The organism is Pseudonocardia sp., from assembly GCF_050246655.1.
Lineage (GTDB): Bacteria > Actinomycetota > Actinomycetes > Mycobacteriales > Pseudonocardiaceae > Pseudonocardia.
In genome coordinates, this window is the sequence record NZ_JBFWVQ010000224.1 from 1 (window position 1) to 3,765 (window position 3,765).

At 74.2% G+C, this 3,765-nt stretch carries 4 protein-coding genes and 1 pseudogene; 4 read left to right on the forward strand and 1 reads right to left on the reverse strand.

The window, feature by feature from the left end; genetic code table 11:
• Positions 1–613, reverse strand: a pseudogene (locus AB7J25_RS30450) (hypothetical protein); the annotation flags it as partial.
• 126 nt (positions 614–739) lie between these two features.
• Between AB7J25_RS30450 and trmB the strand changes: the two are divergent.
• The 4 genes from trmB to AB7J25_RS30470 all read left to right on the forward strand — a co-directional run.
• On the forward strand, positions 740–1,483 hold the full coding sequence (gene trmB, locus AB7J25_RS30455; RefSeq protein WP_428514813.1) for a tRNA (guanosine(46)-N7)-methyltransferase TrmB: 744 nt from the start codon (positions 740–742) through the stop codon (positions 1,481–1,483).
• 124 nt (positions 1,484–1,607) lie between these two features.
• A complete protein-coding gene (locus AB7J25_RS30460; RefSeq protein WP_428514819.1) occupies positions 1,608–2,780 on the forward strand; it encodes a nitric oxide synthase oxygenase in 1,173 nt (390 codons plus the stop codon).
• A 30-nt stretch (positions 2,781–2,810) separates the two neighbouring features.
• The gene (locus AB7J25_RS30465; RefSeq protein WP_428514815.1) at positions 2,811–3,437 is read left to right on the forward strand and encodes an NYN domain-containing protein; all 627 of its coding nucleotides are present in this window, start codon (positions 2,811–2,813) and stop codon (positions 3,435–3,437) included.
• Positions 3,434–3,765: amidohydrolase family protein (locus tag AB7J25_RS30470; RefSeq protein WP_428514817.1), on the forward strand; the 332-nt coding region annotated here is incomplete at its 3' end. The genes AB7J25_RS30465 and AB7J25_RS30470, both read left to right, overlap by 4 nt.

A 3,765-nucleotide genomic window follows, 5' to 3' on the forward strand; every position in this document is an offset into this window, starting at 1 on the left:
GGCGGTGCAGCCACATGCCGGTGCCGATCAGGGCGGCGCCGAGCACGCCGCCGAGGACGATCCGGGCCTCCGGGGAGAACCAGCCGCGCTGCACGGCGAGGACCACGAGCGACACGACGCCGATCAGTGTGAGCGCGCCGCCCGTCCACGGCAGCAGCGTCGCGACCGAGAGCGACGAGCGCTTCGGTGCGGGCGGTGCCGGGTGCGGGCCGATGGGCGGGACAGGGCCTGCCACCGGGCCCGGCCGCCCCCCGCCGAGGCCCGCGGGCGGCGGCCAGGGGCCGGGCCACTGCCCCGCCGGGGGTGCGGCGGCGGGCGGCGGACCCCACGGGCCCCACTGCTGCGGCGGAACCCGGGGTCCCCAGCCGCCGGGCGGCGGCACCGGCGCGCCGACGGGGACGGTCCCCCCGCCCGCGGCTCCCGCGCCGACGGGGTCCCCCGGGCTCGCCGCCGCGCCCCCCGCCGTCCCCCCTGCGGTCGGCACGCCGACCCCGCGATCCTGCGCCCGCAGCGCGAGGAGCTCGGCCCCGATGCGGTCCAGCCGCCTGCCGATCTCACCCACCTCCGTGGCGAGCCTCTCGAGCTGGTCACCGGGACGGTCCGACGCGTGCATGCGCCGAGGATGGGCCATCCGGACGCGCGGGGAATCGGTACGGCTACCCCACTCCGGTCACGGAACGGTCACGACCCCCGGCGTAGGCTTTCCCGACGCCCCGCCGGCCCCGCTTCAGGAGCAGCAGTGACCTCGCCGACCGAGCCCGTGACGCGTGAACCCCGCCCACCCTTCAGCCGGGAGGTCACGAGCTTCGTCCACCAGCGAAACCGGCTGACCGACGGCCAGCGCCACGCGTGGGAGCGGCTGTGGCCAGTGCTGGGCCACGAGGTCGCCGATCTGGTGGAGCGGCCGCTGGGGTACGACCCGCAGGCCTGGTTCGGGCGCTCGGCGCCGCTGGTGCTGGAGATCGGGTCGGGGATGGGTGAGTCGACGGCGGCGCTGGCGGCGACGGCACCGGGGACGGACCATCTCGCCGTCGAGGTCTTCGAGCCGGGCCTCGCGCAGCTGATGATGCGGATCGAGGCGGCGGGGCTCGCGAACCTGCGGCTGCTGCGCGGGGACGCGGTGGTGCTGCTGCGGTCGGTGATCGCCCCCGGGTCGCTGGACGGCGTGCGGGTGTTCTTCCCGGACCCGTGGCCGAAGCGCCGCCACCGCAAGCGGCGCCTGGTGCAGGCCGGTTTCGCGGCCCTCGCGGCCTCCCGGCTCCGGCCGGGGGCGACGCTGCATCTGGCGACGGACTGGCTGGACTACGCGACGCAGATGCACGAGGTGTGCGGGGCCGAGCCGGCCCTGGAGGGCGGCTGGGTGGAGCGACCGGCGTGGCGGCCGGTGACGAAGTTCGAGGAGCGTGCCCTGATCGAGGGACGCCCGATCAGGGACCTCCTGTACCGAAGGCGACCGAACGGGCGGGATAACGACCACGGATAGTAATCAGGTAATACTTGCGCGGCCTCCCTCGGGGGCCATGTGAATTGCCGAGCGAGATCAATGTCTGGTGGTGTCAGTGCCGGCGTCGTCGCGCAGCGCCTTGCGTTTCCTGTCGGGTTCAGCCATCCCCGCTCCCCGGTCCGCCGCCCCGTCCGAGCAGGTCGATCCGCCGCCCGTGGAACCGGCCGCGGCTCAGGAGTTCCTCGCGCGGTTCCACGAGGAGACGGGCCGGTCGGACGAGCACGACCGGCGGATCCGCCAGGTGCTGACCGACATCGACGAGACCGGCACGTACGTCCACACCCCGGACGAGCTGGCCTACGGCGCCCGCGTGGCGTGGCGCAACTCGGCCCGCTGCATCGGGCGCCTCTACTGGCGCAGCCTGAAGGTGCGCGACCTGCGCCGGGTGCGCGATCCCGCGGAGGTCGCCGACGGCTGCATCGAGCATCTGCGCGAGTGCACCCGCGGCGGCGACATCCGCCCGACCATCACGGTCTTCGCGCCGGACCGTCCCGGCTGGCCGGGGCCACGCATCCACAACGAGCAGCTCGTCCGCTACGCGGGCCACCGCGTGGGGGACGGCCGGATCCGCGGGGACGGGCGCTACGCCGAGTTCACCGACGAGGTCACCGCGCTGGGCTGGGCACGTCCGGAGCCGCCCGGCCGGTTCGACGTCCTGCCGCTGATGATCTCGGACGAGGGTCCGCCGAAGCTCTTCGACGTCCCCGCGGACGCCGTCCTCGAGGTGCCGATCACCCATCCCGAGTACGACTGGTTCGCCGACCTGCGGCTGCGCTGGCACGCCGTGCCCGCGATCAGCAACATGCCGCTGGAGATCGGGGGCGTCCGCTTCCCCGCCGCGCCGTTCAACGGCTGGTACCAGAACACCGAGATCGCGGCGCGCAATCTCTGCGACGCCGACCGTTACGACCTCCTGCCCGTCATCGCCCGCCGCCTCGGGTTCGACACGAGCACCCAGCGCACGATGTGGCGCGACCGGGCGCTGGTCGAGCTGGTGCGCGCCGTCACGCACTCCTTCGACGAGGCGGGCGTGACGATGGCCGACCACCACACGGAGTCGCAGCGGTTCCTGACCCACATCTCCCGCGAGAAGAAGGCCGGTCGGGGGTGCCCCGCGGACTGGAGCTGGATCGTCCCCCCGGTGTCGGGCGCGCTGACGCCCGTCTACCACCGCTACTACGACGAGCCGGATCCCGACCTCCGGCCGGCGTTCCTGCCCCCGCCCGGTGCGGCGGTCTGTCCGGCGACGTCGCACGCGTCCAAGGAGGCTGGATAGGGTCGCGGGCATGACCCCGGACCGCCGCCCATGAGCACCGACGTCCCCGCGGGCCCCCCGCCCCGGGTGTTGCTGGTGTGGGACGCCCCGAACATGGACATGAGCCTGGGCACCCTGCTGGGAGCCCGGCCGACGGCGGCGTTCCGGCCCCGGTTCGACGCGGTCGGGCGCTGGCTCCTGGAGCTGGCGGGCCCGACCGCGATCGCCGAGGCCACCGTGTTCACCAACGTGGTGCCGGGCAGCACGGAGGTCGTCCGCCCGTGGGTGGAGGCCCTGCGCAACGTCGGTTTCGCGGTCTTCGCCAAGCCGAAGATCAGCGAAGACTCCGACATCGACGACGACATGCTCGCCCACATCGCGATGCGCGAGCAGGAGGGCACGCTGCACCACGTCGTCGTCGCCTCCGGTGACGGGCGGGCCTTCCGCGAGCCGCTGGAGAAGCTCGTCGGGCACGGGATCACGGTCACCGTCATCGGGTTCCGCGAGCACGCGACGTTCGCGCTGTCCTCCGAGACGATCGACTTCGTGGACCTCGAGGACATCGAGGGTGTCTTCCGCGAGCCGCTGCCGCGCATCACGCTGGACTCGCTGCCCGACACGGGTGCCTGGCTCCCGCCGTTCCGGTCGCTGCGCTCGTTGCTCGAACCCCGCCGATGAGCGGCACACGGTTCACGGCCCCGGTCGTGCTGCCGTGCGACCCCGGGTGCTCGGTGCTGCGCGATGCCGTCGTGGACGTCACGGACGGCCGGATCACCTGGGTCGGGCCGCGGGCGGACGCCCCGCCGTCGGACGCTCCCGTGAGGGCGCTGCCCGGCCTGCTGATGCCGGGGCTGGTCAACACCCACGCGCACACGCCGATGATCGCGCTGCGCGGCGCGGGCGGGGACCTGCCGCTGCTGCGCTGGCTGCACGAGGTGATGTGGCCGATGGAGGGCCGGTTGCGCGCCCGCGACATCCGGGCCGGCATGGCCGCGGGGTGCGTCGA

Bases quoted from the DNA above. Each gene is read 5' to 3' on its own strand.
- AB7J25_RS30465 (WP_428514815.1), top strand. From the start codon at position 2,811: ATGAGCACCGACGTCCCCGCGGGCCCCCCGCCCCGGGTGTTGCTGGTG.